Origin of the sequence: Paenibacillus sp. AR247 (assembly GCF_002968895.1) — a bacterium.
Classification (GTDB): Bacteria; Bacillota; Bacilli; order Paenibacillales; family Paenibacillaceae; genus Paenibacillus_AQ; species Paenibacillus_AQ favisporus.
Genome location: NZ_PCZT01000002.1, coordinates 39,124 through 44,245, shown reverse-complemented (window position 1 = coordinate 44,245; position 5,122 = coordinate 39,124). Strand labels below are relative to the sequence as shown.

Below are 5,122 nucleotides of genomic sequence, written 5' to 3'. Positions count from 1 at the left end.
CATCGGAGATTTGGAAGAAAATCGCATAGATCAGAAAATGCTGAATCAGTTCGATTACATGGCTCTCCTCTGAATAAAATCCGGCGACATAACGTCCGGCTACGAGCAGAACGACGGCGGTAACCAGCGAAAGGCCCACCGCGGTGGAAATCCCGAGCCTGCTGTATTGTCTGGCGTCCCGCAGCCGGCCCGCCCCGTTTTCGAGCCAACCAGAATGGTGAGCGCCATGCTGATGCTGAGCGGAATCATATAGAGCGTGGACGCAAAATTCATCGCCGCCTGATGGGCTGCGATCGTCACCGTGTCGAAGCGGCTCATCAGCAGGGTAACACCGGAGAATACCCCGGTTTCAAAAAAGATGGAGAAGCCGATCGGCACCCCGATTTTCAGCAGCTCCTTCCACACAGAAAGCGATACACCGTACAGCCTCCGGAAAATGCCATAATCGGTGAACGGATGGAGCCGGTGGATGAACAGGATCGCGATCAGGAACACGCACCAATAAGTGATGGCGGATGAGATTCCCGCGCCTGCGCCTCCCAAGCGGGGAAAGCCCCAGTTGCCGAAGATCAGCAGATAATTACAGCCGACGTTAATCGGCAGCGAGATCAGCGTGATCAGCATGGAAATCCGAGTCTGGCCCAGGGCGTCGATATAGCTTCGCAGCACGGTATAACCGAACATCGGGACGATGCCGATGGACAGGTAGCTCAAAAAGCGGAAAGCGATGTCCCGGACATTCCCTTCCAGGTTCATCCCGTCCAAAATAACGGGAAGCAGCAGCGAGCCGATTCCAAGGATCACAAGGGCCAGCAATATGGCGAGATACAGGCCCTGCACGACGTGATACGCTACCTTATTGCGGCTACCGCCGCCGACCAGATGCGACACGATCGGGGTCATGCCCATCAGGATACCGCTCAGGCCGGTCTGGAGCGGGATCCACAGGCTTGTGCCGATCGCTACACCGGCGAGATCGGTCGAGCTGGCCCGGCCGGACATGTTGGTATCGAAAAACGTAATCGCGGACAGTGCGATTTGCGTGACTAGAATCGGCAGCAGGATGACGAGAAACTGCATCGTTTTTTGCTTGAGCGACATTGTTGTTTTCATAATAAAATGAGCCTCACAGATATCTTGAATTCTGACATAAAGGTGACAAGACTATTATTGTAAACCATGGCACACCGGTTTGAACAGGGGCATTTCCAAATAAATAAAACCCGGCGAAAGCCGCCGGGATAAGGAAGTGCGTATATAATCATGCCGTTTGATCTAGACGGTACCTCTTATTTGTAGGCCACGCCTTGGGAATAACGGTTTGAAGCGTTCCACAGCAAGTATTCGTCCACGCCGGCGTCTTTTAAGGCACGGATCTGATCCTCTACCTGCTGCTTGCCGTACTTCTCGTAATGGCCGCTGCCGAGCCAGCTTGCGGTAAAATCCTGAATCCACGGTCGGATGATGGGCTTGCGGTCTTTGAGCGGATCCAGCTTTTTGTGCGTATCGGCCATAGAGCCCTTGATCGTCTTGTAAGGCTCCTTGTCCGGATCCTGGGCACCGAACCAGCCCGTCGTGTAATGGCTCGGATACACCATCGGACTGATGACGTCCACGTTTTCGGAGATTTTGCCGAAATCCTGACCGATCCCTTCGGCCGCCGGAACGGACGCCGCATAGCCGAATATGTCCACCGACACGCGAATGCCGAGAGGGGCCAGCTGCTTGCGGGCATACTGGACGAACTCTGCGACCGTATCCACGCGGGATTTACCGTTCTTGACGTATTTCAGCGTATTGGCCCGCTTCTCGAATCCTTCCGGGAACCGTACATAATCGAACTGAATTTCTTTAAAGCCAAGCTTGGCCGCTTCCTTGGCAATCGCGATGTTGTAATCCCATACTTCCTTGCTGTACGGGTTGACGAAGCTGTCGCCTTTGCCGTTCTCCCAGAGAGTTCCGTCCGGATTTTTAAACGACAGATCCGGCCGCTTCTTGGCAAGGACCGTATCTTTGAATACGACCACCCGGGCGATAGGGTACACCTTATGCTTGTTCAGGCGCTGCATCAGCTGGTTGATGTCGGGAATGAACGGCTGCGGTTTGCCCATCTGCTTCAACGTGGCATTGTCCGTCTTATAGGTTATGTATCCTGCATCGTCTTTGATGTCGACCACCATGGCGTTCAAATCGGTTTTGTCGATGAGATTCAGCAGCTGATTCATGCGTGAACCGCCGGCGCTGTATGCGGTAACGTAAATCCCTTTGACTTTGGGGGCGGTGACCTGCGGATCTACCTTGACGGGCGGGTGGTCTGCGCTGACCGGAACGTCTTGTTGGGATGCGATCATTGCGGAATGAACGGTTGCCTGAAACAATTGGCTTAACGGATGATTGCTGTCCTGCTGCGGATGACCGGCACTGCTGCCGAGCAACAGCAGCAGCGCCCAAATAATATTCATAATACTCTCTCCCCTTGAATGGCTTTACATGTCAATTATATCGGAACGACCTCCTGTTTGGTGCAACAGCTTTGTAATCATTTGGCGAAGGCTGTGCGGCTGAGATCTGGGCGCCTTTCCTTTTCTTAAACGAATAAACTTGGAATCAAACGGTCTCCCTCTTCCGTAGGGTTGCCACCGGGATGCTTAAATACTTGCGGGAAAAGCGACTTCCAACATTTTGACAAAATTGCAGTTCCCGTGCCCGTTGGCCGCTTCAGGCCAAATAAAAATGCCACCCGCGCTGCCGCTGAAAGCGGCCATTCGCGAATGGCATGTTATTCAAGCACTTGCTACTTGCTATAAATCAGTGAAGCAGCGCGGAGCTCTGATGTTCACAGATGCTGTACTGGATGATCTCCATGGCATCTTCTTGTTCCAGAATGCTAAGTCCGTCCCGCAGCACAATGAGGGAATTCAGTTCATTTTGCTTCAAGAATGACATCATATCCGGGAACCATTTCATGACGATTTGGGACAACTTTACCGTTTCCATTTCCATTTCCACAAAAATCACCCTTTCCTCCTTCGAATCTTCACAGTCAGATGATCCAACGCAAGGCGAATCGGAAAAGCGTTTTGGTGCTTTGGGAAATTCGGGTATATCCTAATCTCATGGAACTATTGTAGGAAGCGCGCACTATTAATATACCACATTTGGTGTTTTTTTTACACTAGCGCATACAAAAATCAGCTTCTGCGGAAGGAACCCATGACCCCGACGGTCTCGACAATGTTGACGAACGCCTTGGGGTCGGTCTGCTTGATGATGCGCTTCAGCTCGGCCAATTCGTACCGTGTGGTAACGGTCATCAGCATATCCTTTTCCACATTGGAAAAAGCGCCCTGCGTCTTGATCTTGGTTACGCCGCGCGGCCGCTCCAGCAGCTGTTGAAGAAGGGCATCCGTCTCGTTCGTGATGATGTACACGGTGACCTTGAAATGGCTGACGTGGATCATGTCCACGACCTTACCCGTGACGAAAATGGAAACGATGGAGGCGAGCGCCAGGTTCCAATTGTCCTGTAAGTAACCGGCTGCGAGGATGACGACCCCGTTCATGGCCACCAGTATATTTCCGATCGGGAAGTCGCGGTAACGCGTAACGATGGACCCGATAATATCGAACCCGCCGGAGGAGCCGCCGGCCCGGAAAGAGATGCCTGCCCCGATCCCGACGAGGACGCCGCCGAATACTGCAGCCAGCAGCGTATCGGATACGAGGGACGTTTCGGGGACTACCGCGATCAGCCATGTCGTGGCGACGACCGATAGAATGCTCAGAATAATGAAACGTTTGCCGAGCTGGAACCAGCCGGCGACAAGCATCGGTATGTTAAACACGAAATAAAGAACGCTGAGACTGATCGGTGTAAAATAATTCACGAGCATGGACAGGCCCGACACGCCCCCGCTCAGCAAATGAAGCGGAACGAGAAATAAATTGAACCCGCAGGCAATAAAAGCCGCACCAAGGACCACAACCACATACTTCCAAATATTTTTGAGCTCCAAGCTCATCACCTCATTATGTAATTTTCTGCAAGAATATTGAAAGTTGTTTCAGCTTGACTGGTGTTTGTAATTTGGTTTGTGATATAATGTATTAGATGTTCTTGAGTACGGTTGTACAATAGTATTATTTTGCATTGTTTCAGGAGAATAATTACCGTTTACTAAATTCTGTAGGCTGTTTTGTTTGCCCGGATAAACGCTATAGAGAATTGAAGCCATGAAAAATTTGATCGAAGTTTGGCTACCCTATATAATGTTTACCGCTACTTAAGAATACAGACAAGATTGTGGTATGTCCACTTTATAGAAGGAGTATGAAAAATTTGAAAAATTTCGCAGAATTAGGCCTCGAACCAAAGGTATTGCAGGCCATTACGGAGCTTGGATTTGAGGAAGCGACACCGATTCAGGCACAATCCATTCCGATCGCAATGAGCGGACGGGACATGATTGGCCAAGCACAGACGGGTACAGGCAAAACCGCTGCCTTTGGTATTCCGCTGATTAATAAAATTTCCAAAGATACGGATAAAATCGTCGCCCTCATTATGACACCTACTCGGGAGCTTGCGATTCAGGTCGCAGAGGAAATCGGAAAATTGACCCGTTTCAAGGGAATTGGCTCGCTGCCGATTTACGGCGGTCAAGACATCGGACGCCAGATCCGTGCGTTGAAGAAGAAGCCCCAAATTATTATCGGCACGCCAGGCCGTTTGCTTGACCACATTAACCGCAAAACGATCCGCCTGGACGACGTCGAAACCGTCATTTTGGACGAAGCCGACGAAATGCTGGATATGGGCTTCATGGAGGATATCCAATCGATCCTGAAGCTGGTACCGGAAGAACGCCAAACGATGCTGTTCTCCGCTACGATGCCGCCGAACATTCAGAAGTTGGCCCAGCAATTTTTGAAAAATCCGGAGCATGTTTCCGTCATTCCGAAACAAGTCAGCGCACCGCTGATCGACCAAGCATATATCGAAGTGCCGGAACGCCAGAAGTTCGAAGCGCTCAGCCGCTTGATCGATATGGAATCTCCGGAGCTTGCCATCGTTTTCGGACGCACGAAGCGCCGTGTCGACGAGCTGGCTGAAGCCCTGCAG

4 protein-coding genes and 1 pseudogene are annotated in these 5,122 nt (G+C 51.3%); 1 reads left to right on the top strand and 4 read right to left on the bottom strand.

Annotation, left to right across the window (positions count from 1 at the left end):
- From CPT76_RS00525 to CPT76_RS00510, 4 genes and pseudogenes are all read right to left on the bottom strand, one after another.
- A pseudogene (locus CPT76_RS00525) lies at positions 1-1,113 on the bottom strand (MATE family efflux transporter); the annotation flags it as partial.
- Positions 1,114-1,289: 176 nt separating this feature from the next.
- A complete protein-coding gene (locus CPT76_RS00520) occupies positions 1,290-2,462 on the bottom strand; it encodes a putative glycoside hydrolase (RefSeq protein ID WP_105441576.1) in 1,173 nt (390 codons plus the stop codon).
- 346 nt (positions 2,463-2,808) lie between these two features.
- Positions 2,809-3,003, bottom strand: a complete 195-nt coding sequence (locus tag CPT76_RS00515) for a hypothetical protein (RefSeq protein ID WP_105441867.1) — start codon at positions 3,001-3,003, stop codon at positions 2,809-2,811.
- A 188-nt stretch (positions 3,004-3,191) separates the two neighbouring features.
- Positions 3,192-4,022 carry a YitT family protein gene (locus CPT76_RS00510; RefSeq protein ID WP_105441575.1) on the bottom strand — a complete coding sequence of 277 codons (831 nt, stop codon included), beginning with the start codon at positions 4,020-4,022 and terminating at the stop codon, positions 3,192-3,194.
- Positions 4,023-4,339: 317 nt separating this feature from the next.
- On the opposite strand from CPT76_RS00510, the gene CPT76_RS00505 reads away from it, so the two are divergent.
- The coding region (locus CPT76_RS00505; protein WP_146116122.1) for a DEAD/DEAH box helicase at positions 4,340-5,122 on the top strand (783 nt) is incomplete at its 3' end.